General features: G+C 33.5%; 17 protein-coding genes. 13 read left to right on the forward strand and 4 right to left on the reverse strand.

What is annotated here, in order from left to right; translation table 11 throughout:
* Positions 1-19 precede the first annotated feature (19 nt).
* From LAU42_RS05405 to LAU42_RS05415, 3 genes are all read left to right on the forward strand, one after another.
* Complete coding sequence (locus tag LAU42_RS05405; RefSeq protein ID WP_224184657.1) at positions 20-1,138, forward strand: metallophosphoesterase family protein; 1,119 nt, start codon at positions 20-22, stop codon at positions 1,136-1,138.
* Entirely contained in the window at positions 1,122-4,154 is a 3,033-nt protein-coding gene (locus LAU42_RS05410) for an AAA family ATPase (protein WP_224184658.1), read from the forward strand. Before LAU42_RS05405 ends, LAU42_RS05410 begins: the two co-directional genes overlap by 17 nt.
* A gap of 94 nt (positions 4,155-4,248) precedes the next feature.
* Positions 4,249-4,872, forward strand: a complete 624-nt coding sequence (locus LAU42_RS05415; RefSeq protein ID WP_224184659.1) for an SCO family protein — start codon at positions 4,249-4,251, stop codon at positions 4,870-4,872.
* 31 nt (positions 4,873-4,903) lie between these two features.
* Here LAU42_RS05415 and mscL read toward each other — a convergent pair whose 3' ends face one another.
* On the reverse strand, positions 4,904-5,272 hold the full coding sequence (gene mscL / locus LAU42_RS05420; RefSeq protein WP_224184660.1) for a large conductance mechanosensitive channel protein MscL: 369 nt from the start codon (positions 5,270-5,272) through the stop codon (positions 4,904-4,906).
* Between the two features lie 192 nt (positions 5,273-5,464).
* Here mscL and LAU42_RS05425 point away from each other — a divergent pair, with 192 nt between their 5' ends.
* The 3 genes from LAU42_RS05425 to LAU42_RS05435 all read left to right on the forward strand — a co-directional run bounded on the left by LAU42_RS05425 (position 5,465) and on the right by LAU42_RS05435 (position 10,420).
* The gene (locus LAU42_RS05425; RefSeq protein ID WP_224184661.1) at positions 5,465-7,018 is read left to right on the forward strand and encodes a glycine betaine uptake BCCT transporter; all 1,554 of its coding nucleotides are present in this window, start codon (positions 5,465-5,467) and stop codon (positions 7,016-7,018) included.
* 175 nt (positions 7,019-7,193) lie between these two features.
* Positions 7,194-9,902 carry an aconitate hydratase AcnA gene (acnA, locus tag LAU42_RS05430; RefSeq protein ID WP_224184662.1) on the forward strand — a complete coding sequence of 903 codons (2,709 nt, stop codon included), beginning with the start codon at positions 7,194-7,196 and terminating at the stop codon, positions 9,900-9,902.
* A gap of 98 nt (positions 9,903-10,000) precedes the next feature.
* Positions 10,001-10,420: an acyl-CoA thioesterase gene (locus LAU42_RS05435; RefSeq protein ID WP_224184663.1), complete on the forward strand. Its 420-nt coding sequence runs from the start codon at positions 10,001-10,003 to the stop codon at positions 10,418-10,420.
* A gap of 53 nt (positions 10,421-10,473) precedes the next feature.
* On the opposite strand, the gene plsY is transcribed toward LAU42_RS05435, so the two are convergent.
* Positions 10,474-11,061, reverse strand: a complete 588-nt coding sequence (plsY, locus tag LAU42_RS05440; RefSeq protein ID WP_224184746.1) for a glycerol-3-phosphate 1-O-acyltransferase PlsY — start codon at positions 11,059-11,061, stop codon at positions 10,474-10,476.
* Between the two features lie 201 nt (positions 11,062-11,262).
* On the opposite strand from plsY, the gene parE reads away from it, so the two are divergent.
* The 3 genes from parE to alsT all read left to right on the forward strand — a co-directional run bounded on the left by parE (position 11,263) and on the right by alsT (position 17,253).
* Complete coding sequence (gene parE, locus LAU42_RS05445) at positions 11,263-13,299, forward strand: DNA topoisomerase IV subunit B (RefSeq protein WP_224184747.1); 2,037 nt, start codon at positions 11,263-11,265, stop codon at positions 13,297-13,299.
* Positions 13,292-15,703 (forward strand): DNA topoisomerase IV subunit A, encoded by a 2,412-nt coding sequence (gene parC, locus LAU42_RS05450; RefSeq protein WP_224184664.1) that lies wholly within the window; start codon positions 13,292-13,294, stop codon positions 15,701-15,703. The genes parE and parC overlap by 8 nt, the downstream gene beginning before the upstream one ends.
* A gap of 128 nt (positions 15,704-15,831) precedes the next feature.
* Positions 15,832-17,253, forward strand: coding sequence for a glutamine transporter AlsT (gene alsT / locus LAU42_RS05455; RefSeq protein WP_224184748.1), 1,422 nt, complete (start codon positions 15,832-15,834; stop codon positions 17,251-17,253).
* Here alsT and LAU42_RS05460 read toward each other — a convergent pair.
* Positions 17,203-18,213 carry a DUF1002 domain-containing protein gene (locus LAU42_RS05460; protein ID WP_224184665.1) on the reverse strand — a complete coding sequence of 337 codons (1,011 nt, stop codon included), beginning with the start codon at positions 18,211-18,213 and terminating at the stop codon, positions 17,203-17,205. The genes alsT and LAU42_RS05460 overlap by 51 nt on opposite strands.
* Positions 18,214-18,300: 87 nt before the next feature.
* Here LAU42_RS05460 and glcT point away from each other — a divergent pair, with 87 nt between their 5' ends.
* The 4 genes from glcT to mprF all read left to right on the forward strand — a co-directional run bounded on the left by glcT (position 18,301) and on the right by mprF (position 25,240).
* A complete protein-coding gene (gene glcT, locus LAU42_RS05465) occupies positions 18,301-19,152 on the forward strand; it encodes a glucose PTS transporter transcription antiterminator GlcT (RefSeq protein ID WP_224184666.1) in 852 nt (283 codons plus the stop codon).
* Positions 19,153-19,266: 114 nt separating this feature from the next.
* Positions 19,267-21,303 (forward strand): glucose-specific PTS transporter subunit IIBC, encoded by a 2,037-nt coding sequence (ptsG, locus tag LAU42_RS05470; protein WP_224184667.1) that lies wholly within the window; start codon positions 19,267-19,269, stop codon positions 21,301-21,303.
* A gap of 160 nt (positions 21,304-21,463) precedes the next feature.
* Positions 21,464-22,600: an AI-2E family transporter gene (locus tag LAU42_RS05475; protein ID WP_224184668.1), complete on the forward strand. Its 1,137-nt coding sequence runs from the start codon at positions 21,464-21,466 to the stop codon at positions 22,598-22,600.
* A gap of 105 nt (positions 22,601-22,705) precedes the next feature.
* Positions 22,706-25,240 carry a bifunctional lysylphosphatidylglycerol flippase/synthetase MprF gene (gene mprF, locus LAU42_RS05480; protein ID WP_224184669.1) on the forward strand — a complete coding sequence of 845 codons (2,535 nt, stop codon included), beginning with the start codon at positions 22,706-22,708 and terminating at the stop codon, positions 25,238-25,240.
* Here the strand turns inward: mprF and msrA are convergent.
* Complete coding sequence (gene msrA, locus LAU42_RS05485; RefSeq protein ID WP_224184670.1) at positions 25,237-25,737, reverse strand: peptide-methionine (S)-S-oxide reductase MsrA; 501 nt, start codon at positions 25,735-25,737, stop codon at positions 25,237-25,239. The genes mprF and msrA overlap by 4 nt on opposite strands.
* Between the last annotated feature and the right edge of the window lie 14 nt (positions 25,738-25,751).

The raw sequence follows: 25,751 nt of genomic DNA on the forward strand, positions 1-25,751 counted from the left end.
ATATATTTGAGGTGAGCTTATGAGAATTATGCATTTGGGTGATTTGCATATTGGAAAGACGTTAAACCAGCAAAGTTTGTTAAATGAGCAATCACAATTGCTGGATGAATTAGTAAAGCAAGTTGAAGCATTATCAGTTGATATTATAGTAATTGCCGGAGATATATATGACAGATCTATTCCTTCAAAGGAAGCGATGGGTATATATGAAACATTTATTTATAATTTGAATCAAAAATTACAGAAACCAGTATTAATTATTAGCGGGAATCATGATAGTCCGGAACGACTTGGTCATGGTAAAGCGTGGATGAAGATGCTGAATCTTTATATTAGTACTTCGATTGAAGATGGATTTGATCCTGTATCAATTGATAATATTGATTTTTATCTTGTTCCATATATAGAACCTGCTACAGCACGTCTTTATTTTGAAGATGATACGATTAAGACGCATCATGATACATATAAAGCGATAATAAACAGAATCGAAGAACGTATTAACAATGCCAAACTTAATATTATGGTAAGCCATTTATTTGTTTCAGGTGGTAATACAACAGATTCTGAAAGGGAAATATCAGTAGGCACAATTGAGAATGTACATCTTGATCTATTTAAATCGTTTGACTATGTAATGTTGGGACACTTGCATACACCGGATGCGATTAAAGATGATAAAGTGTTTTATAGTGGTAGTATTATGAAATATTCATTTGATGAAGTGCATCAGAGAAAGGGATTTAGATTATTTGATACTGAGGATAAAAGCGTTCGATTTATCCCATTAAACCCTCCAAGAAATTTAGAGTATGCGGAAGGTACATATGACGATGCTGTTAATAAAAAACTTTGTGTCAGTCAAGATTCTTATTTAAAGTTTGAATTATCAAATATGGAGCATGTTTCAGAACCAATGTTCAAATTAAAGCAAATTTATCCTTATTTATTAGAATTGAAACATAAAACAGAAAAGCTGAATATTGAGTATCAGCAAAAAGAAGTTCAGCTACTTTCTCAAACTGAACTTGTTAAACAATTTTATTTTGATATGACAGATGAACCGCTCAATGATGTGCAACAAGAATTAATTGATTTGCTAATTAATGAAAGTAGGATGAATGATGAGACCGATTGAAATTGAAATAAACAATTTTGGACCATTTAAAAAAGAAATTATTGACTTCAGACAATTAAAACATCATGCTTTATTTTTAATTACTGGTAAGACTGGCGCTGGTAAAACTACTATATTCGATGCGATGATGTTTGCATTATATGGCACAGCGTCTACGCAATCCAGAAACTTTAAAGCGCTTAGAAATCAGCACGCGCAAGATCATGAAGAATCATACATACGGTTTTTATTTGCCATACAGAATAAACAGTATGAGGTAATCAGAAACTTACCACACGTAAAAGAAGGAAAAAAAACTCCGATACAGTCAAGATTAGAGTTTTATGAATGTAATGATAAAATCAAAGAAAAAATAAGTACACATAAAAAGTCAGAAACGAATGAATTAATAAAATCTATCGTTAAGTTAAATGCAGATCAGTTCAGACAAATTCTTATTTTACCACAAGGGGAATTCAAAAAGTTTCTCGTGTCTGATAGTGAAAGTAAAAATGATATATTGAGAACGCTATTTAATACGAAGTATTTAGAAGAAATGGTTAAGAAATTAAAAGAAAAAGTTGACGATAAAATTGAAATAAAAAAGCGATATGAACATTCAATTGAATTAATGATACGCCATCTTGATATTGAACTTCCGAACGAAATGATTGATTACGGTAAACAAATTGATACATTACTTCAATATTATGATGCCGAATTAATGTTACATAGAAATGATGTTGAACGATTAAAAGATTTAGAATCTAAACTCAATAAAAAATTAGAAGCACTACAAAGCGGTGAAAAATTAAATGAACAATATAATAAACTTGAGCAATATAGAGATTCGTATAATAAATTAAAAAAGCAGCAATCATCGATAGATTCGAAGAGAGCATTAATTGAACAGTTAACACAACTTGATGCTTACTATAAAATTAAAAAAGAAATTGAGGAACTAGAAATAAAGATTGCTGAAATCAATCAAACCATTCAAACAGAGAAGGATAATCTTCAGAAAAATAATGTGAAACGTCAGGAACTTGAAGCGGAATATGAAGAAAGATTATTACGCGATAATGAAATGGAGCAATTAAATCATTATTTAATTTCAAATAAAAGGTTTTTAAATGTGCAGTATAAATCAATCGCAGACGAAATTAAGCAATTGGAATTACGATTAACAACGCTTGATAAATATAAGAAAGAGAAAATACAACTTCAGAATCAGTATGAAATGATTAAGGGTGAAATTAAAGTAAATGAAAAATTATATTTGGAACAATTAGAAAACAATATAAAAATTAATGAAGTTATTTCTCAGGAACAGCAAAAATCTGAATTACTAAATGAATACAGACTTCAAAAATTAAAGATAATTGAACGTCAAAATCAGATGTCAGCATTACAAGAGAATTATCAAGTTATTCAAAAAGAGATCGATACTTTTAATTTTGGTAATGTAGAATTTGATATGCATTCAATAGATGTTATTAAAAGTCAATTGAAAGAAGGTCAAAACTGTCCTGTGTGCAATAATAAGGTACTTACAATCAATGATATTTCACATGACAAATACCACCAACTAGTGACTGAACAAAAATTAAATGAAAGTGAAATGAATAATTTAGCGAATAAGATTAAATGGGAAAATGAACAATGTGATAAATTTGAAGAAAAACTTGCATCAATAGAATTTTCATCAGTCAATCAAATGCAATTGAAAGAATTAGAAGAAATTATTCAAAAAACTGATAAAACAATTGAAGAAAATAAAAAAATAAAAGAAAAAAACGACCGAGATGTTAAAGTATTAAAAGTTATATATAATGAAAAGCAGACTGAAAGTGAGAAATTTGAGAAAAAAATAAAATCAATTTCATCTGACATTGAGAAATTAAACGTTGATCTCGCAATGTTACCTGTTATGAAAGCGAAATATGAATCGTTTATAAGTGAAACAACATTTGAAAGCTATGAGTCATTCGAGCAGTATTATATTCATAAAAAGAAAGAATACCAGAAATATATCGACGAAGTAAATCAATTAAAAATCTCGATTGATAATACGTCTAAAGCTATAACTAACAGCAATAAGACGATTGAACATCAATCGGATATGCTTATGATTAATCATAAACTATTAGAAGAAAGAAAGAGCACAAAACGAAATTATGATATACCTGATGATATTTCAGTTCAATATGAGAGTGAAAATATAGAGAGTATTCTTAATGAACTCAATCACATAGTAAAAACGTTTGAAAATGATTTTAAACAATTTGAAGTATTAAAAAATGAATATGAAACGGTGCTAGAAGGTAAAACACGTCCAGATATTATTAAATTACAGCAAGATTATGAACAGCAAAAAGAAGAAAAAAATGCAGTGTTTGAAAAAGTAAATGGAGATAAAAATAATTTACAAATCATGCTTAAGGCAATTAATCAATTAGAAAACGAATATAGTGAATATAACAACCATATGCGAGATATCGTTTCAGAAATGAAGTTGTATGAAGTTCTAAATGGTAAAAATGAGCTTAAGCTTTCTATCGAAAATTACGTGCTCATATATTATTTAGAACAAATATTAAAATTATCAAATGAACGTCTAAAAAAAATGTCACACCATCGATATGAACTCGTACGAAAAGTTGAAGCGGATGCAAGAAAGCGAAGTGGTCTGGAAATAGAAGTATATGATTTTCATGCGAATCGTGTTAGGGATATATCATCTTTATCAGGGGGAGAGACTTTTATTGCTTCGCTTTGTTTAGCACTTGGTTTAAGTGATTATGTTATGCAGCAGTCAGGTGGAATAAATTTAGAATCTGTATTTATTGATGAAGGGTTTGGAACGCTTGATCAGGAGACGTTGGATACTGCTGTAGATGCGCTTATTGAACTCCAGCAAAGTGGTAAGTTGATTGGTATTATCAGTCATGTACAATCTCTCAAAGAAACGATTCCAGCGATGCTGAAAGTTACTACTGATGGATTTGAGAGTAACACGTCCTTCGTTTTTAAGTAATTGTAACAACTATGTCAAAATTTAATATGTAGAGATACTTTTAAATAATATTAATTTTGTTATAGTTATTATTGAGTATGTAAAGGAGGATAATATGAAGAAGTTAAGTGCATTTTTAATTTTGACTGTAGTTATTATCTTGAGTGCATGTAGTAATTCAAGATTAGAACCTAAATCTTTATATGGTAATACAATAAGTGAGTTTTCAGGTACAGATGACAAAGGTAAAGAAATCTCAAATAAGGATCTGAAAGGTAAAGTATGGTTAGTTGATTTTATATTCACGAATTGCGAAACAGTCTGTCCGCCGATGACATATAATATGAGTACTGTTGTAGATCAATTAGAAAAAGATGGTATAAGTTCGAAAGATTATGGGGTTATCAGTTTTAGTGTAGATCCAAAACGTGATACGCCATCTAAAATTCATGAATATATAAACCAGCATAATCCACCAAAAAACGTGTGGAGAGCAGTAACAAACTATGATGAGAAATTTATTAGACAATTTGCTGAGGAAAATTTCAAGACGATTGTTGTTCCTCCAACAGAAGCAAATGATCAGGCAACGCACGGAACTTCTTTCTATCTCGTAGACCAAAATGGAATGATCATTAAAGATTATGCAGGCAAAGATACTGGAGATAAAAAGTTTCCGAAAGCTGAAATCGTTGAAGATGTTAAAACGATGATTAAAGAAGGTCCATATAAAAAATAAAATCACTGCTCATTTGAGCAGTGATTTTATTTTATTTAGAGCGTAATAAATCTCTGATTTCTGTTAATAACACAGTATTTTCTTCCACTGCTTCTTCAACTTCTTCAACTTCACTTTTACGCGTTAATTTGTTGATTAATTTGATGAAGATGAAAATTGCAACTGCAACGATTAAGAAATCGATAATTGATTGAATGAAGACACCATATTTGATTCCTTTGTAAGCCCAGTTTGAAGCAAAGTCCGTGTCTCCAAAAATAAGACCGATAATAGGCATAATAACATCTGCTACTAAAGATGATACAATTTTACCAAATGCAGCACCAATTACTACTGCTACAGCTAAATCTAATACATTTCCTTTAATCGCAAACTCTTTAAATTCTTTTAATAATGACATGTATAGTCACCTCCTAATAAACATAAGTTTACAATGTTACATTTTAAAAATCAATTTATTTTTAATAAATATTATGTAAATAGTATTTTCCTAAATTGAATTTTGTTAAATTTCAATCATTTGTGAAGTTATATATCGTTTGTTATACTTAAAACTGTTTTACTTATAATTTAATTTTGAAAGGAGAAATGTATGGTAAACGGAAAAAAACTTACTTCTGTATTTTACATTGCATTATTTTTTGTATTAATTACTGTTTTGTTTGGTGTAATATCGCCAGAAGGATTTGAAAGTGTTACTGGTAAAGTTAACGCATTTATTACTCAGTACTTTGGTTGGTACTATGTAATGATTACATCTATATTTGTCTTTGCTTGTCTATTTTTAATTTTAAGTCCAATTGGAAAATTAAAGCTAGGGAAGCCGACAGATAAGCCGGAGTTCAGTACAATGTCATGGTTTGCGATGTTATTTAGTGCTGGTATGGGTATTGGACTCGTCTTCTATGGTGCAGCAGAACCACTTAGCCACTTTATTAATTCACCGACAGGTAGTGGTGAAACAGATGGCGCAATGAAAGACGCTTTCAGATACACATTCTTTCACTGGGGTTTTCATGCATGGGCTACATACGGCATCGTAGCGTTAGGGCTTGCTTATGCACAATTCAGAAAAGGTGAAGCTGGGTTACTATCAAAAACTTTAAGACCGATACTCGGCGATAAAGTAGATGGATTTATCGGAACAATCATTGATGTACTTGCAGTATTTGCTACTGTTGTAGGGGTTGCAGTTTCATTAGGTATGGGTGCTCAGCAGATCAATGGTGGTTTACATTTCTTATTTGATGTACCAAATAATATATCAACAAAGATGATTATTATCGTTGTTGTAACAGTTTTATTCCTTGTAAGTGCATGGAGTGGATTATCTAAAGGGATACAAATATTAAGTAACGTGAATATTGGTCTCGCAACGTTATTATTATTTGCTGTTTTATTTATTGGACCGACAGTTTTAATTATGAACATGTTCTCGACTTCTATCGGGAATCTGCTTCAAAATTTCCTATCAATGAGTTTTGATGCGGCACCGTTAGATAAATCAAAACGTGAATGGATGAATGGCTGGACAATCTATTACTGGGGTTGGTGGATGAGCTGGAGTCCATTCGTTGGAATATTTATCGCACGTGTTTCGAAAGGTCGTACGATTCGTGAGTTTCTGATTGGGGTTCTACTTGTACCGACATTGATCAGTATGCTCTGGTTTAGTGTGTTTGGCGTAAGTGGTATTGAAATCTTCAAGAAATTCCCGAGCATCGGCAAACTTGCAGTAGAAACACAGCTGTTTGCAATCTTTGAACATATGCCAATGGCGATGGGATTATCTTTAATCGCGTTGTTATTAATTTGTACGTTCTTTATTACTTCAGCTGACTCAGCTACGTTTGTACTCGGTATGCAAACGACAAACGGGTCGCTGGAACCTGCAAATTATATTAAAGTAATTTGGGGACTGGCACAAAGTATTATTGCAGCTGTATTATTATATGCAGGTGGACTTGGTGCATTGCAGAGTGCTGCAATCATTGCAGCTTTTCCATTCTCATTTGTATTAATTCTGATGCTTTATGCGTTATATAAAGATGGAAATGCTGAACGTATGAGAATAGGTTTAACATTAAAACCGGATAAGAAATTTCGTAAAACGAATTCATCTGATTTTGAAGTAGATAATCAATAACCAAATAAACTTTGTAACAGACATAAATTTATTATTAAATTTATGTCTGTTTTTATATATAAGTAAAACTTATAATTATATATAGCTTATTTGGAATGTGATAATATTTACTTCTATTTAATAATTGATTAAAATAATATTGTAAAGGCTTTAATAATCAATAGGGGGAACCAGTATGAATTCAAATTTAAAGCAAGCTGCTAAACAGACATTTGACCTGAATGGTAAAAGTTACACATTTTACAGTTTGAAATCACTAGAAGAACTTGGTTTAGGTGAAATTAAGAAGTTACCTTATTCGATTCGAGTATTATTAGAATCTGTATTAAGACAATATGATGGACGTGTAATTAATGAAGAGCATATTAAGCATTTAGTGAAATGGGGTAAAAAGAACGATCCGAATGCAGAAGTACCGTTTAAACCTTCGCGCGTTATTTTACAGGACTTCACTGGTGTTCCAGCTGTAGTTGATCTAGCATCGCTTCGTAAAGCAATGGATGATGTTGGTGGAGATGTTACTAAGATTAATCCAGAAGTACCGGTTGACTTAGTAATTGACCACTCAGTTCAAGTGGATGCTTTCGGTAATGAATCAGCATTGCAACGCAATATGGAGTTAGAATTTGCGCGCAATAAAGAACGTTATCAATTCTTAAACTGGGCAACTAAGGCATTTGATAACTATCGTGCAGTACCTCCTGCAACAGGTATTGTGCATCAAGTAAACTTAGAATATTTAGCTAACGTTGTGCATGTAAGAGAAGTTGAAGGTGAACAAGTTGCTTTCCCGGATACACTCGTAGGTACTGATTCACATACAACTATGATTAACGGTATCGGTGTACTCGGATGGGGTGTAGGTGGTATTGAAGCAGAAGCGGGCATGCTTGGACAACCATCATATTTCCCTGTCCCTGAAGTTATCGGTGTAAAATTAACTGGTGAATTACCTGAAGGTGCAACAGCGACAGACCTAGCATTGCGTGTAACTCAAGAGTTACGTAAAAAAGGTGTCGTAGGTAAATTTGTTGAGTTTTATGGACCGGGTGTAGTGAATTTACCATTAGCAGATAGAGCAACTATTGCGAATATGGCACCTGAATACGGTGCAACTTGTGGTTTCTTCCCAGTTGATGAAGAATCATTAAATTATATGCGTTTGACAGGGCGAGACGAAGCACATATTGAGCTTGTAAAAGAATATTTAGTGAAAAACGATATGTTCTTCACGACAGATAAAGAGGATCCTACTTATACGGATACGCTGAATTTAGATTTATCAACTGTAGAAGCGTCACTTTCTGGTCCGAAACGTCCTCAGGATTTAATCAAATTAAGCGACATGAAAAAAGAATTCGTTAAGTCCGTTACTGCTAAAGCAGGAAATCAAGGTCATGGATTAAATAAATCAGAGTTTGATAAAACTGCAACAGCAACGTTATCAGATGGAAAAACAGTTACAATGAAAACAGGAGATATTGCAATCGCAGCAATTACATCTTGTACGAATACTTCAAACCCTTATGTTATGTTAGGGGCTGGACTTGTTGCTAAAAAAGCAATTGAAAAAGGACTAAAAGTTCCTGCCTATGTTAAAACATCATTAGCTCCGGGATCAAAAGTCGTAACAGGCTACCTTGAAGATTCTGGCTTACAGAAATATTTAGGTGAGCTAGGCTTTAATACTGTAGGATACGGTTGTACGACTTGTATCGGTAACTCAGGACCTTTATTACCTGAAATCGAGGACATGATTTCTAAAGAAGATTTACTTGTAACATCTGTATTATCAGGAAACCGTAACTTTGAAGGTCGTATTCATCCATTAGTTAAAGCGAACTACTTAGCTTCACCACAACTTGTTGTAGCTTATGCCTTAGCAGGAACTGTTGATATCGATTTACAAAACGACCCTATTGGAAAAGGTCATGATGGTAAAGATGTATTCCTGAAAGATATTTGGCCATCAATTGAAGAAGTTAAAAATGAAGTACATTCTGTAGTAACACCTGAACTATTCCGCAAAGAATATGAGAATGTATTTAATTCAAATGAAATGTGGAATAAAATTGAATCTACTGATCGAGCATTATATGACTTCGATCCAAGTTCAACATATATTCAGAACCCGACATTCTTTGAAGGTCTTTCAAAAGAGCCTGGTGCTATTGAGCCTTTAAAAGACTTAAGTGTTATGGGGAAATTCGGTGATTCAGTAACGACTGACCATATTTCACCAGCTGGTGCTATCGGTAAAGATACGCCTGCAGGAAAGTATTTAAGAGAAAATGGTGTAGAAATACGTGACTTTAACTCGTATGGTTCACGTCGTGGTAATCACGAAGTAATGATGCGTGGAACATTTGCCAACATTCGTATTAAAAACCAAATTGCACCTGGAACTGAAGGTGGATTTACGACTTACTGGCCAACAGGTGAAGTAATGCCGATATTTGATGCTTGTATGAAATATCAGGCTGATGGTACTGGATTAGTTGTTCTTGCTGGTAATGATTACGGTATGGGATCTAGTCGTGACTGGGCTGCTAAAGGTACAAATTTATTAGGTGTTAAAACTGTTATCGCTGAGAGCTATGAACGTATTCACCGCTCTAACCTAGTGATGATGGGTGTATTACCATTACAATTCTTAAAAGGTGATTCAGCAGAAAAACTTGGATTAGATGGAAGTGAAAAGTTCTCTGTTGAAATTCATGAAGGCATTAAACCTCGTGATGAAGTAAAAGTTTCAGCTGTAAAAACTGATGGAACAACAGTTGAATTTAATGCATTGGCACGTTTCGATTCAGAAGTGGAAATTGATTACTATCGCCATGGTGGAATTCTTCAAATGGTACTTCGAGGAAAACTTGCTGAATAATATTATTTCTATAAACAGGGGTGATTTAAATATTCACTCCTGTTTTTCTCTGATATTTTTGATATTATTGTTTTGAGCTTACATAAAGGAGAATTAAGATGTATATTACTGAAAAGAAAATCGATGTTCGATATGCAGAAACTGATAAAATGGGTGTTGTTTACCATGCTAATTATTTAGTATGGTTTGAAGTTGGTCGTACAGACTTCATTAAAAAAGCAGGATTTAATTATCAATCTATGGAAGATGAAGGCCTAATTTCACCCGTTCTTGATGTTCAAGTCAAATATAAGCAATCTGTAACGTATCCTGAGTCAGTGATCGTAAAAACGTGGATTGACCAATATAGTAAGCTTAAAACCATATATGCTTATGAAGTAATTAAAGAAGATGGATCTATTGCTGCAACAGGTAAGACGACGCATGTGATTATTAAAAAGGGAAGTGAGAAGCCCGTAAGACTGGATAGATATTATCCAGATTGGCATGAAAAGTATTTGGAACTATCGGAGAAGTAATTTAATATAAAACCCGACTAACTGATATGGCCGGGTTTTATATTGCAATTATATTATTTTTTAAATGATATTTTTGGTTCTGTTCCATTTAAAATTCGTGCAATATTAGATTTATGGCGATAGACGATTAATACCATCAACGCAAATGATATTACTTTTAAGATGATATCATCAAAAAATAAAGTCGTTATAAAGTTAGCAATACTTGTAAAAATACTCGTTAATGACACCATTCTCGTAGTAAATAATAATGTAAAAAAGATAACTGCAATGATTGTGAATACAATAGGATTAACACCTAGAATAACTCCGGCACTTGTTGCTACAGCTTTACCGCCTTTAAATTTTAAATATATAGGGTAAACATGTCCTAATATTGCAGCGAGACCAAACCAAATACCGTGTACGTCTAAATTAAATAATAATGGGAATGTTGCTGGAAGTACGCCTTTTGCAACGTCAAATATGGTAACAAAAATACCTGCATTTTTCCCAAGCACTCTAAATGTATTGGTTGCACCTAAATTTCCACTACCAAATTTTCTAATGTCTTTTTTATACAAAAGCTGGCCAACGATTAAACCAGTAGGAATTGCACCAAGTAAGTACGAAAGAGCTAATAGTAAAGCAATCGTCATAATAAGTCTCCTTTGTGAGTAGGTACTAATAGTAATTATTAACTAAACTTATTATAACGTATAAAAAAATAGTTGTGTATAAAAATTTTAAAAATCCAATAATCATATTATGTAAACTTAAAATGAATAGATGTATATTTGGAAAGACTTGCATTTTTGCTTGATTCATTTAAAATAATTAATGTGTATAAAATTTTCGAACGTATGTTTGTAGGGGGTAAGCAATTGTCAGTAAATCAGTATAATGATGAATCCATTCAAGTGCTGGAAGGTCTTGAAGCAGTTAGAAAAAGACCCGGTATGTATATCGGTTCTACCGATTCAAGAGGGTTACATCACTTAGTATATGAAATATTAGATAATTCAATTGATGAAGCATTAAATGGACATGGAAATGAAATTAATGTCACATTAAATAAAGATCAATCTGTAACCGTGACAGATAATGGCCGTGGGATGCCAACAGGTCTGCACAAAACTGGTAAACCGACACCTGAAGTTATATTTACTGTATTACATGCAGGTGGTAAGTTCGGTCAAGGTGGCTATAAAACGACAGGTGGTTTACATGGTGTCGGGGCCTCAGTTGTTAATGCACTCAGTAGCTGGCTTGAAGTTGTCATTTATAATAACGGCAAAATATTTAAGCAACGTTTTGAAAATGGTGGTGTTCCAGTAACAACGCTTGAAGAGATAGGTACTTCAAAGAAAACAGGTACTAGTGTTACTTTTAAACCGGATCCATCTATATTTAAACAGACAACACATTTTAACTTTGAGACATTAAGTGAGCGATTACGTGAATCTGCATTTTTATTAAATCATTTAAAAATAACAATTACTGATAATCGTAGTGATGAAGGACGTTCAGAAACATACTTTTATGAAGATGGCCTTAAAGATTTCGTGAACTTTGTAAATGAAGGTAAGGAAGTATTACATGAAGTTGCGAAGTTTAGCGGTAAAGCTAACGACATTGAAGCAGAAGTAGCTTTCCAATTTAATGATCAATATTCTGAAACAATCCTTTCATTTGTAAACAATGTACGTACGAAAGACGGCGGTACACATGAAGTAGGGATGAAAACGGCGTTTACACGCGTTTTTAATGAGTATGCCCGAAAAATTGGTGAGTTGAAACAAAAGGATAAAAATTTAGATGGAAATGATATTCGTGAAGGAATGACAGCAATCATATCCGTAAAAATTCCTGAACATCTTCTTCAGTTTGAAGGTCAGACGAAGTCAAAATTAGGCACAAGTGAAGCTAGAAGCGCTGTAGATAGTATTTTAAGTGAACAATTGCCTTTCTATTTTGAAGAAAACGGCGCATTAAGTCAGAAGTTAGTAAAGAAAGCCGTTAAAGCAGCACAAGCAAGAGATGCTGCTCGTAAAGCGAGGGAAGAGGCGCGAAATGGTAAAAAGAATAAACGAAAAGAAACACTTTTATCCGGTAAGCTAACGCCTGCACAAAGTAAGGACACGAGTCGAAATGAACTATATCTCGTCGAAGGTGACTCAGCCGGTGGATCAGCGAAATTAGGGCGTGATCGTAAATTTCAGGCGATATTACCTTTACGCGGAAAAGTTATCAATACTGAAAAAGCAAAACTTGAAGATATTCTTAAAAATGAAGAAATAAGTACGATTATTCATACAATTGGAGTCGGTGTCGGAAATGACTTCGAATTAAAGGATAGTAATTACGATAAAATCATTATCATGACCGATGCTGATACTGACGGTGCGCATATTCAAGTGTTATTATTAACATTCTTCTTTAAATATATGAAACCTTTAATTGATGCCGGTAAAGTTTATATCGCATTACCGCCGCTATATAAAGTTTCAAAAGGTAAAGGGAAGCAGGAAGTTGTCGAATATGCATGGACCGATGATGAGTTAAAAGATGTTCAGAAAAAAGTCGGTAAAGGTTTCACGTTACAGCGCTATAAAGGTCTTGGTGAAATGAATGCGGACCAATTATGGGATACAACGATGAATCCGGAGACAAGAACATTAATTCGTGTTGAAATTGAAGATGAATTAAGAAGCGCCAGACGTGTTTCCACACTGATGGGAGACAAAGTAGAACCGAGACGTGACTGGATTGAACGTCATGTTGAATTTGGTATGCAGGAAGACGTTAGCATACTGGAAAATGATGAAGTAGAATTATTAACAGAAATAGAAGATATTGAAACAATTGAGAATGCTGAAGTAGGTGAAAGTAATGAATGAGCACATACAAAGTTTACCTCTTGAAGACGTCATTGGGGATCGTTTCGGACGATATACTAAATATATTATTCAGGATCGTGCTATACCTGATGTGCGTGATGGTTTAAAACCAGTACAACGCCGTATATTATATGCGATGTTTGCAGAAGGTAATACATTTGATAAAAATTTCCGAAAAAGTGCTAAAACCGTCGGTAATGTAATCGGTAATTATCATCCACATGGTGATTCATCTGTTTATGATGCGATGGTACGTATGAGCCAGGACTGGAAATTGCGTCATGTATTAGTTGAAATGCACGGGAATAACGGTAGTATCGATAACGATCCACCAGCTGCAATGCGTTATACAGAGGCAAAGTTATCTAAACTTGCCAATATTTTATTGCAGAACATTAATAAAGATACAGTAGATTTCGTTCAGAACTTTGATGATACTGCAATGGAACCGATGGTATTACCGGCGAATTATCCGAATTTACTTGTTAATGGTTCTACAGGTATTTCTGCGGGGTATGCAACAGATATTCCACCTCATAATCTTGACGAAGTGATAAATGCAACACTAAAAGTAATTGATAAGCCTGATGTGTCTGTTGATGAAATAATGAAAGTATTACCAGGACCTGATTTTCCGACGGGTGGCATTATTATGGGTAAGGCTGGGATTAAACAGGCGTATGAAACGGGTAAAGGAAAAATACAAGTTCGTGGAAAAGTTGAAATAGAAAAGCTACGCGGTGGTCGTGAAGAAATTATCGTTACTGAAATCCCGTTTGAAGTGAATAAAAGTAATCTCGTAAAACGTATTGATGAATTAAGAGCAGATAAAAAAGTAGACGGCATTATTGAAGTGCGTGATGAAACGGATCGTAATGGTTTAAGAATTGCGATCGAACTTAAAAAAGATGCCAATAGTGAAGGAATTTTAAACTTCCTGTATAAAAATACTGACTTGCAAGTTGCTTATAACTTCAACATGGTCGCAATCAGTGACAGACGACCTAAATTATTAGGTGTAACACAGATGCTGAACAGTTTTATCATGCATCAGAAAGAGGTCGTAACAAGACGTAGTCAATTCGATTATGATCAGGCAGAAAAACGTATGCATATCGTTGAAGGTTTAATTAAAGCATTGTCTATACTCGATGAAGTGATCGAGGTTATCAGAGCCTCAAAAAATAAAGCTGATGCAAAACAAAACTTGATTCAGAAGTTTGATTTTACAGAAGCACAGGCAGAAGCTATTGTAATGCTTCAGTTATATCGTTTAACGAATACTGATATCGTTGCGCTTGAATCTGAGCAGGAGGAATTAAAGGCAACGTTAAATGAATTATCACGTATTCTAAATGATGAAAATTATTTGAAACAAGTTATCAAAAAGGAATTAAAGGCGGTTCAAAAAGCGTTCAAAGAGGAACGTCGTAGTGAGATTGAAGCAAAAATCGCTGAAATTAAAATTTCTAAAGAAATTTTAGTGCCAAATGAAGATACAATTATGAGTATTACGCAGGAAGGTTATATTAAGCGTACTTCTCCAAGAAGTTTTGGTGCGAGTGGTATTGATGAAATTGGTATGAAAGATGAAGATATGTTGTTATCTTATCACGAAAGTAACCTTCAGCATGTTGCTATTGTATTTACAAATAAAGGGCGATATATTTATATTCCTGTCCATCAACTGCCGGATATAAGGTGGAAAGATTTAGGAACACACATTTCTCAAATTGTACCTTTAGATGCACAGGAGCAAGTGATTACCATGATTACTGTTGCGGATTTTAATAATGATACGAAACTAATGATTGCAACAAAACACGGTATGATAAAACTTTCGGCAATGAAAGATTTAGAAGTGACACGTTATTCAAAACCGTTAGTTTATATGAAATTAAAAAATGATGACATCGTACAGACAATACATCTTGTTACTGGAGACGAGCACATTCTTGTAATAACGAAGTTCGGAATGGCATTGCATTATAGTTTGTCTGAAGTTTCTGAAACAGGACTCAAAGCAGCTGGTGTTAAATCTATAAACTTAAAAGAAAATGATGAAGTAATAAACACTGAAATTATTTATCCGGATAGCACTTTACTTATCGCTACACAACGTGGTGCAATGAAAAAAATGGATATTAATTTATTTGAGGAAGGCAAACGTGCACAACGTGGACTTATGGTATTAAAAGAGTTAAAACTTAATCCACACTTTGTTATTGGTGCATATGTATTAACTGCGGATATGCAGTACGTTATTTACAATGAAAATAATAAAAAAGTTGGTTTCACAAAAGATATACGTAAAACCGATCGATATACAAACGGCAGCTTTATTGTTGATGACAAAGTGTTTGGAACAATACACGCATTACGTGTAAATTCAATCGAATCATAAATTTTTATAGACCCTCACATTTTCTGTGGTAAAATAGTTTTAGTTTTATTTTACTTTGAAAGTGGAGGGTTTATATTTTGGATATAACTAAAGTAAATTTTGATGCATTCATTCCGGAATGGTTCAAAATGATAGTTTCAAACGGAAACGATTTAATTTGGTCACAGTTTTTAATTGGATTATTATTACTTGCTGGTTTTTTCTTCAGTTTAAGTTCTAAATTTATCCAGTTACGATGGTTACCAGAAATGTTTAGAGTTATTGGTGAAAAGCCAGAAACTTTAGAAGATGGTCAAAAAGGGATTTCATCATTCCAGGCGTTTACGATTAGTGCAGCAAGTCGTGTCGGTACAGGTAATATTGCCGGGGTTGCCACTGCAATCGTGTTAGGGGGACCTGGTGCAGTATTCTGGATGTGGATTATTGCATTCTTCGGTGCCGCAAGTGCATTTTTTGAAGCAACATTAGCGCAAGTTTATAAAGTTAAAGATGAAAATGGAGGATTCCGTGGGGGTCCTGCTTACTATATGGAACGTGGATTAGGACAAAAGTGGTTAGGTGTTACATTTGCGATCTTAATAACTGTAACTTTTGCATTTGTATTTAATACTGTGCAATCAAACACGATTGCTGAAAGCTTTAAAACGCAATATAATACACCAGCATGGATTACTGGTGTTATTTTAGCGATAATTACTGCAATTGTAATATTCGGTGGAGTTCGCTGGATTGCGAATGTATCTTCTACGATTGTACCTGTTATGGCAATATTTTATATTTTAATTGTTTTATTTGTACTCGTAATGCATATCGGTGATGTTATTCCTATGATCATCAGTATTATTAAAAGTGCTTTCGGTATGGAGCAAGCTTTCGGTGGTGCATTAGGATTTACGATTATGCAGGGGATTAAACGAGGATTATTCTCGAATGAAGCAGGTATGGGTTCTGCGCCGAACGCTGCTGCAACTGCTGCTGTAAGTCACCCTGTAAAACAAGGGTTAATTCAGTCGTTAGGTGTATTTTTCGATACGATGATTGTTTGTACTGCAACTGCGATTATGATTTTATTGTATTCTGGATTAGAATTTGGTGAAAAAGCTCCTCAAGGTGTAGCGGTAACACAGGCAGCATTAAATGCACACGTAGGTAGTTTCGGTGGATTCTTCCTTACAGTAGCTGTATTCTTATTCGCTTATTCATCAGTTATTGGGAACTATTATTATGGTCAGTCTAATATCGAATATTTAACAACGAATAAAGTTGTGATGTTTATCTTCAGATTGTTTGTTGTTCTGATGGTGTTCTTCGGAGCAGTAGTTAAAGTTGAAACAGTTTGGGCAACAGCAGATTTATTTATGGGACTGATGGCAATTTTAAATATAACAGCAATTATTGGGTTAGCACATGTTGTATTTGAAGTTGCTAAAGATTATGGGGAACAACGCAAAAAAGGTTTAAATCCCGTGTTTAAAACAGAAAATATTAAAGCAGATTTATCAGAGGTTGATACGTGGGGAGATAATCCTTATCATTTGAAAGATAAATAATCCTACGATCCAATCGATAATTGACTGGAAGAAGTTTAATATTTTATCCCAGAAGCTTTCGTCTTTTAAAGTATCAGTAATATTGTTACCAAGTTCTTTCGCTTTGTCCGTTGCTTTTTTAAAACCATCTGAGTTTTTAATATCGTCAACATAGTTTTTTGCGCTATTAATTAATTGATCTTTATTTTCACCATTAAATATTCCATTGTTTTGTGCATTTTCAATAAAATTCACGATAATATTAATTTGATTTTCGTTAATAATATTTGTCAGACCATTGTTCTCGATTTTTTGAATGACTATATTTTTAATTTCAGTTGTATTTAAGTTTCCACCTTGTTTAGCAATTTCTGCTTTTGCTTCAGCAATCGCTTTATTTAGCTGTTCCTGAGAATAACCATTTACGCCTGAATTTTGCTCATTTATATTTGCAATTGAGTTTAATTCTTCCTGAGCAACTTGTGTTTTTGCTTGGTCGATAGGTTCACCTTGAGCTTCAAATGCCTTATAAACACCTGCAAGTGCACTTTCACCAGTAACATCTTCTGCCGCGGCAATTGTAACGTCAGCATCTGTTACACCAGCTGTAAGGAGTGCGTTTTTGTATGTATCTTCAGTGATTTTAGTGATTTTACCAGCAGATTGGTTTATATTTAAAGTAAGTCCACTACCTGATGACAGTTTTTTAATACGAATGCTTGATTTTAATACATCATTGCTCGATTGTAAATTTAAGTACTTCCCTAAGTCTTCAGCATATACAAAAGTTGTCTTATCCTGAGATGAACTACCTAATAGTGTGCTCGTTTTATCCTTTAATGTATTATTCTGTTCTAATGCTGCACCATATACGGTTACTGCTTCAGACCATGCTTCCTGTGTTACTGCCTGCGCACGATTCGTAATGAGACATGAAGCTAATAATAATGTAGTCAATAAAAATATAGAAATTCTCTTCATATTGATTCCTCCTGATATTTAACTTACTATCATTATATTATCATGAGTTATTAATATGTACATAGGTCTTTGGAATGAGGTGTTTTGATGAATTATGAAATTATAAAAGTATTAAATAATAATGTTGTGATTGCAACTTCAAATGATGAGGAAACAATTTTAATCGGTAAAGGTATTGGGTTCAGTAAGCGCAATGGAGATTTAATAAAAGATAAGGATCTAGAGAAAATTGAAAAAGTTTTTGAGCTTAAATCAACGTCAGAACAGGAACGTTATAAAACATTGTTATCAATTACAAATGAAGCTGTAATTCAGACAGTAATTGAAGTGATTGAATTTATCAATCTTAAAACTAAAGGAGATATAAACGATAATTTACTTTTATCACTGACAGATCATATTATATTCGCAGTAAAGCGGTTTAAAGATGGTATCATCGTTGCAAATCCATTTTTAAAAGAGACAGAAAGTTTATATAAACAGGAATTTCTTATCGCTGAACAAGTTGTAGCAATGCTAAATGAAAGATTACAAGTAAACTTTCCTAAATCTGAAGTGGGTTTTATTGCGCTTCATATTCACTCATCGGTCAATAATCATTCGTTACGTGATATGCGGTTAATGACAGAAATTGTACAGAACGCGATTCAGATTATCGAACAAGATTTAAAGATACGCGTTGACAGAGATTCAATTAATTATTCACGCTTTTTGAGACATATTACATTTGCAGTGCAGCGTGTGATGAGTAATGGGCGAATGCCGCAGCAAAAAAGTTTAGAATCGGTATTGAAAGCGCAATATCCTTTATGTTACAATACGTCTGTAAAGATCGTGAAGATGATGCAGACGTACTTAAACAAACCGGTTTATGATTCGGAATTAGTATATCTTACGATGCATATTCAAGCTTTTAATACTGAAGTCGATAACGTGTAACTGATAATGCAGGCATGAGTTATGACTGGTACTATGGGACCAGTATATACTCATGCCTTTTTTGTTTGATGCTGTCGTTCATTTTTACGAAAAAATATTTAGGAGGAATATATTATGTGGAAAACGTTTTTTGGTCAATTACAACGTATTGGTAAAGCATTAATGTTACCAGTAGCGATTTTACCAGCAGCTGGTTTACTGCTTGGTATAGGCGCTGCATTGCAAACTGATTCACTAGTTGATTTTTTCCCTTTCTTAGCAAATGATGTAATTGTGAAAGTTGCTTCTATGCTGCAGGCAGCTGGCGGAGTAATTTTTGATAACTTACCATTACTATTTGCTTTAGGGGTAGCAGTAGGTCTTGCTGGTGGAGATGGTGTTGCGGCAATTGCTGCATTTGTAGGTTATCTAGTGTTAAATGTCACTATGGGGCAAATCGGTGGTATTACAGCTGATAATGTTGGTAAAAGTCCTGGATTTGCAACTGTTTTAGGAATTCCAACGCTTCAAACTGGAGTTTTTGGTGGTATTATTATTGGTATTTTAGCATCTTGGGCCTATAACAAATTTTATAACATCTCTCTTCCACCATTTCTAGGATTTTTTGCTGGTAAGCGCTTTGTACCAATTGTAACGGCATTTAGCTCATTTATTCTTGGTATCTTGATGTACTTTATATGGCCAGCAATCCAAAGTGGTATGAATGGTTTATCATTATTTTTAATGGAAGAGAATAAGGCACTTGCTGTGTTTTTCTTTGGAATGATAAAACGTCTATTAATACCTTTTGGATTACATCACATTTTCCATGCACCGTTTTGGTTTGAATTTGGTAATTATACGAATGCAGCTGGTAAAATAGTTCATGGAGATTTAAATATTTTTATGGCACAGATACAAGATAAAGCTACACTAACTGCTGGAGCATTTATGCAAGGAGAGTACCCGGTAATGATGTTTGGCTTACCGGCAGCAGCATTAGCAATTTATCATACTGCTCGTCCTGAAAAGAAGAAATTTGTTGGCGGTTTAATGGCCTCAGCAGCATTGACTTCATTTTTAACAGGTATTACTGAGCCATTAGAATTCTCATTCTTATTTGTAGCACCAATTTTATTTTTCGTACATGCAGTTTTAGATGGTCTCTCATTCCTAATCTTATATCTTATGGATTTACATCTTGGATATACTTTCTCAGGTGGATTCATTGATTTCTTTACTTTTGGTATATTACAAGGTAGAACGGCTTGGTGGTTAGTTATACCAGTAGGATTAGTTTATGCAGCGATTTACTATTTCGTTTTCAGATTCTGTATTACAAAATTTAATTTAAAAACTCCTGGTCGTGAGGAAGAAGAAGTACAAGTTAAGGTGACATCAACGAATGAACTTCCATTCCATGTTCTAGATGCCATGGGTGGTAAAGAAAACATTAAACATCTAGATGCTTGTATTACACGTTTACGTGTTGAAGTTAATGATAAATCTAAAGTTGATGTAGCTGAGTTAAAGGCTTTAGGTGCTGCTGGTGTGCTTGAAGTGGGTAATAATATGCAGGCGATTTTTGGTCCGAAATCTGATCAGATTAAACACGATATGGCGCGTATTATTTCTGGAGAAATTACACGTCCTGAACAAACGACAGTTACTGACGAAGTTGAAACTGTCAAACCTGAAACTCAAGTAGAAAATGTGGTTGGCAATGCAAATCAAATTTTCGCACCAATTACTGGTGAGGTTGTAGACTTAGCTTCTGTTCCAGACCAAGTATTCAGTCAGAAGTTAATGGGTGATGGTGTTGCGATCATCCCTTCAGTTGGTGAAGTTGTTGCACCATTTGATGGCGTTGTAAAGATGGACTTCCCAACGAAACATGCAATCGGACTTGAAAATGAAAATGGATTAGAAGTATTAATTCACTTCGGTTTAGAAACGGTTGGTTTAAAAGGTGAAGGATTCGAAATGCTTGTTAAACCTGGTGATACGATTCATAAAGGTCAGCCTTTATTAAAAGTAGACTTAGATTATATTCGTGCACATGCTGAAAGTGATATTACACCAATCATTTTCACAAATTTAAACAATCAGATGATTCATGACGTTAAATTTGGTCAAGTGAATGCAGGGGACGCTTTATTAACAGTTAAATAATAATTATCATCAAGAGGTTTGAAGTAATGATACTTCAGGCCTCTTGATTTTATATTATATTTATGGTTAAATTTGTTTATTATATTGTATTTATAAAATAATTATATTATGTAAACTAAAAGCTTTTAATAAAAATTAACATTACATAAGGAGGAATTGTATGTCTGATCAAAATTTCTTTCAATTTTTTGGAGGAAAAAAATTATTATTTACATTAACAACGATTATCTTAATTGGAATTGCACTATTTGTTTTCAGCCTTGTTTCATTTATTTTCGAGCCTTTTTTCGTTATTTTTAATACAGTAATAGGTCCAATTATATTGGCATTTGTACTATATTACTTATTAAATCCAATAGTAAATTTAATGGAGCGCTATCGTATTAAACGATTATGGGGGATTATTATTTTAATCGGGTTAATCATTACAGTTTTCGGCTTATTAATTACGTGGTTAATTCCAATTATCGAATTTCAGATTACGAGTTTAGTTCAAAATGCACCAGGCTACTTAAACCATTTGCTAAGAGATTTCAATCAAATTTCAAATGACTCTAAGTTTGCACCTTATTTGCAGCATGTACAGGAATGGGTGAATACGAATTTAAGCGATTTACCAAAGAAAGTAGGGGAATATTTAGGTAATTTCTCTACGAAATTAAGATCGGTCGTTGATACGATTGCAAGTGTTGCAATTGTTATTATGACTTTTCCGTTTGTGCTTTTCTTTTTACTTAAAGACGGAAAGCAATTTAAAGATTATGTTTTAAAGTTGACACCACCAAAATTTCGTCATGATTTACATGAAATTCTTGATAAGATGAATGTTCAGGTAGGTTCTTATATTCAAGGCCAGATGATTGTTGCTTTTTGTATCGGTGTGCTTTTATTTATCGGTTATAATATTATCGGTCTGGAGTACGCACTTATTCTTGCATGTATTGCAGCTGTTACAAGCGTTGTACCATATCTTGGACCAATGATAGCGATTAGTCCGGCAATCATTCTTGCACTTGTTGATTCTCCGGTAATGTTATTAAAACTTGCAGTCGTCTGGATGGCTGTACAATTTTTAGAAGGTCACTTTATTTCACCGAATATAATGGGTAAAACAATGCAGATCCATCCGCTTACGATTATATTTGTGCTTCTTTGTGCCGGTAATCTGCTTGGATTAATCGGTGTTATTCTCGGTATTCCTCTCTATGCTATTTTAAAAGTGCTAACTCAGTACTTATTTAATAAATTAAAACAAAGATATAATTTATATATTGCTAAAGACGGTGAACGATATTAAATGATAGTTTTCTAAAACTATCATTTTTTACCAATTATGTTTGGTTTTTATACAATATTTATGTAGAATAGTTTTATATTAAATATTTTTATAAGTAGGGATAACATGAATAACGTATTAAAGAAATATAGTAATCTGCTAAAATTCCTATTCATGGCGATATTATTGAGTTTTGTTATTTATCGGTTAGTAGGGGAGTTAGCTTCAATTGATTTTAATGCAACGCTTGCTGCTTTTAAACGATTAGGTACTTTTGAACTTGCGCTCATTATATTATCAGGGTTATTTGCAGTTAGTGTGCTTTCACTATATGACTTCGTTCTAGTCAAAAGGCTGAACATGAATATCAGTCGTCTGAAACTCTTCAATATTAGTTTTATTTCTAATGCTTTAAATGCGGTACTTGGCTTCGGTGGTATGATTGGAGCGGGACTCCGCTTGATTATATATCGCAATCATACAGATGATGAGAAATCATTAATTAAAGTTATTTCTTTAATGCTTTTATCTATGATTTCTGGTATGAGTATTTTAAGTTTTGGCATCATATTAAATATTTTTCCGAATACGCACGCTTTCGATCATTTTAAATGGTACAATATCGGGCTCGTTTTAATTACTTTGTATTTACCTTTATTTATCGCTTATACAGTTATAAAACCTGTAAATCATGATAGATTATTAGGAATTGTTTTTACGCTCGTTTCAAGTGCAGAGTGGCTAGCAGCGAGTGGCGTATTTTATTTGATCTTTAAGTTTATTCATATTGATGTTCAGTATAGTGTGATCGTCAGTATATTTGTAGTTGCGGCTTTAGCAGGATTACTTTCACTTGTACCTGGTGGGTTTGGTGCTTTCGATCTGATGATTATACTTGGTTTTAAAAGTATTGGTATTGTTGAAGAGAAAGTATTGCTTGCTTTATTAATCTATCGTGTTGCGTATTACTTCGTTCCATTTCTTGTCGCATTAGTGTTATCAACTTTCGAGTTTAAGGGAGTGGCAAGGAAGCAATTCGAAGAACGTTTTGAAGACAATCGTTACTTTGCTCCAGCAATAGAAACGAGTTCTTTATTTTTAAGTATTTTAAAAGATTCAATTGTATATATTCCGGCAATTGCTCTAGGTTGCCTGTCCTTTATTACAGGTTTTATATTCCTCATGCTAAATGGCATACTGATTAACGATGCAATTTTTGATGTACAGCATAATCTATATACATTTTTAGCAGCTTTATATTCTGCTGCATGTTTGCTGTTAATGATTAATGCAAAAGGTGTAATGCATGATACACGTCGTGCACACATCATAAGTATTGTATCTTCATCAGTTCTTTTAATCATTCTTGCATTAACATATGGTAACTGGCTTGTGTATATATGGCTTTCTGTATTAATCGCATTATTAATAATCGGTAATTTAAACATTAAAATGATTAAACGACCGATTACATTATTACGTGGCGTCATGACATTAATATTTGCTGTTAGTTTGCTAAGTTTAAATAGCTGGATTCTTAAAATGCAGCTAAGTGACTTACTAACTCAGGAAAATATAGATTTTGATGGCAATCTCATGCGAAACTTCTTTATATTTTTGATTATTGCAGCGATAATTCTTACAGGGGTCATTACTTATTTCTTCAATAAGAAGTATTTAACTTGTCTTGAGATGCATCTTACAGAAGAAGAGAGAACACGTATTATCGAAACGTATGGCGGAAATTTTGTAAGTCACCTTAACTATACAGGCGATAAATCATTTTTTACTAATGATGAAAAAGATGCGTTTATTATGTTTAATACGCATTATGACACGATATTTGTGCTTGGAGATCCTGTTGGTAATCGAGATGCTTTCAGGGACTTATTGTTTAATTTTTATGAACAGGCGAACTATTTCGGTTATGAAATTATTTTCTATCAGGTTAAACCTGACTACTTACCGTTATATCATGATTTTGGAAATATATTTTTCAAGCTTGGTGAGGAAGCAGTTATTCCGCTATCGGATTTTTCGATCAGTGGGAAGAAAAAACGCGCATTCAGAGCGACTGTTAACAAATTTGAAACGAATGGATATTATTTTGAAGTTGTTAATCCACCGTTTGATGCAGCGTTTATTGACGAATTAAAGATGATTTCTGATGAATGGCTCGGCAGTCGCAATGAAATGCATTTTTCAGTCGGAAACTTTAACACAACATATTTAAATAAAGCGCCGATTGGCATTATTAGAAATGAAAATGAAATAATTGGATTCGTATCATTTATGCCTACACACTATAATAATTCTGTATCAGTTGACCTCATTCGATGGAAGCACAATGATTTACAGATGATGGATGGATTATATTTGAATACTATGTTATTTGCTAAAGAACAATATGATTATTTTAATATGGGTATGGCACCACTTTCAAATGTCGGAAGTCATAAATATGCATTTTACAGAGAGCGTTTTGCTGGAAAGATTTTTGAAACGATATCTCATCTTTATAGTTTTAAAGGGTTACGTAACTATAAGGAAAAATATAATCCCGAATGGCAGCCGAGATATTTGGTGTATAAGAAAGGGAATAGTTTATTAACTTCGTTGCTCCGTGTTAGCTATATCATTAATAAAAAGACAAGAAATTAATTCTTGTCTTTTATTTTTTGTCTTATTTGCTGTTCTGTTGCGTAACGTTCAGGGTCTTTTTTGTAGAAATCCTGATGATATTCTTCAGCTTTATAAAATGGTGTTGCATATCTTACTTCTGTTACGATAGGTTTATCAAAGTGACGTTGGATTTTCTCTAAATAATCCATTGCGAGGCTTTGCTGATCTTCATCTGTATAAAAAATTGCTGTTCTATACTGACTCCCTCTATCCTGATACTGTCCTCCGTTGTCGGTAGGATCTATAATTTTGAAAAATATTTCTAGTATCTTCTCAGTAGAAAACTGTGTTTCGTTATATGTGATTTCTACGACTTCTAAATGGTCTGTTTCACCAGTTTTTACTTGTTCATAAGTTGGGTTTTCCACGATTCCACCCATATACCCACTAATTACTGATTCAACACCCTCATATGTATCGAATGGTTTTACCATGCACCAGAAACAACCACCTGCTAAATATATTTTCTTTTTCATATTGATAAACCTCC

The sequence above is a fragment of the Macrococcus armenti genome, assembly GCF_020097135.1.
In the GTDB taxonomy this organism is placed as follows: Bacteria; Bacillota; Bacilli; order Staphylococcales; family Staphylococcaceae; genus Macrococcoides; species Macrococcoides armenti.

Excerpts from the sequence above, each read along its gene's own strand:
- LAU42_RS05405 (WP_224184657.1), top strand. The coding sequence starts at position 20 with ATGAGAATTATGCATTTGGGTGATTTGCATATTGGAAAGACGTTAAAC.
- LAU42_RS05410 (WP_224184658.1), top strand. The coding sequence starts at position 1,122 with ATGATGAGACCGATTGAAATTGAAATAAACAATTTTGGACCATTTAAA.
- LAU42_RS05415 (WP_224184659.1), top strand. The coding sequence starts at position 4,249 with ATGAAGAAGTTAAGTGCATTTTTAATTTTGACTGTAGTTATTATCTTG.
- mscL (WP_224184660.1), bottom strand. The coding sequence starts at position 5,272 with ATGTCATTATTAAAAGAATTTAAAGAGTTTGCGATTAAAGGAAATGTA.
- LAU42_RS05425 (WP_224184661.1), top strand. The coding sequence starts at position 5,465 with ATGGTAAACGGAAAAAAACTTACTTCTGTATTTTACATTGCATTATTT.
- acnA (WP_224184662.1), top strand. The coding sequence starts at position 7,194 with ATGAATTCAAATTTAAAGCAAGCTGCTAAACAGACATTTGACCTGAAT.
- LAU42_RS05435 (WP_224184663.1), top strand. The coding sequence starts at position 10,001 with ATGTATATTACTGAAAAGAAAATCGATGTTCGATATGCAGAAACTGAT.
- parE (WP_224184747.1), top strand. The coding sequence starts at position 11,263 with ATGTTTGTAGGGGGTAAGCAATTGTCAGTAAATCAGTATAATGATGAA.
- parC (WP_224184664.1), top strand. The coding sequence starts at position 13,292 with ATGAATGAGCACATACAAAGTTTACCTCTTGAAGACGTCATTGGGGAT.
- alsT (WP_224184748.1), top strand. The coding sequence starts at position 15,832 with ATGATAGTTTCAAACGGAAACGATTTAATTTGGTCACAGTTTTTAATT.
- LAU42_RS05460 (WP_224184665.1), bottom strand. The coding sequence starts at position 18,213 with ATGAAGAGAATTTCTATATTTTTATTGACTACATTATTATTAGCTTCA.
- glcT (WP_224184666.1), top strand. The coding sequence starts at position 18,301 with ATGAATTATGAAATTATAAAAGTATTAAATAATAATGTTGTGATTGCA.
- ptsG (WP_224184667.1), top strand. The coding sequence starts at position 19,267 with ATGTGGAAAACGTTTTTTGGTCAATTACAACGTATTGGTAAAGCATTA.
- LAU42_RS05475 (WP_224184668.1), top strand. The coding sequence starts at position 21,464 with ATGTCTGATCAAAATTTCTTTCAATTTTTTGGAGGAAAAAAATTATTA.
- mprF (WP_224184669.1), top strand. The coding sequence starts at position 22,706 with ATGAATAACGTATTAAAGAAATATAGTAATCTGCTAAAATTCCTATTC.
- msrA (WP_224184670.1), bottom strand. The coding sequence starts at position 25,737 with ATGAAAAAGAAAATATATTTAGCAGGTGGTTGTTTCTGGTGCATGGTA.